1 pseudogene is annotated in these 231 nt (G+C 36.4%); it reads left to right on the top strand.

Annotation, left to right across the window (positions count from 1 at the left end):
* Nucleotides 1–231 (top strand): annotated as a pseudogene (locus tag AC3II9_RS22630) (cache domain-containing sensor histidine kinase); the annotation flags it as partial.

The raw sequence follows: 231 nt of genomic DNA, 5'->3' as shown, positions 1-231 counted from the left end.
AAATCCAGTTAGCTGATCAAATCAACCAGAATATTAACCGGTATTTAAGAGAAATGCAGATTATCTCATTATCCCCGCTCTATGACCAGCAAGTTTTAGATATTTTAATTAATCATAAAACCCCAAGTGAAGCGACTTCATTTCCGCCTGCCTCGGAAAGACTGCCGATGTGGAGGTTTATTTCAAGCTTGATACATATGAGGAATGAAATTAAAGGAATTCATATTTTGG

The sequence above is a fragment of the Lysinibacillus sp. RU7 genome, from assembly GCF_057837305.1.
The sequence above is the reverse complement of the archived record's forward strand: the minus strand, read 5'-3'. Positions and strand labels throughout refer to the sequence as shown.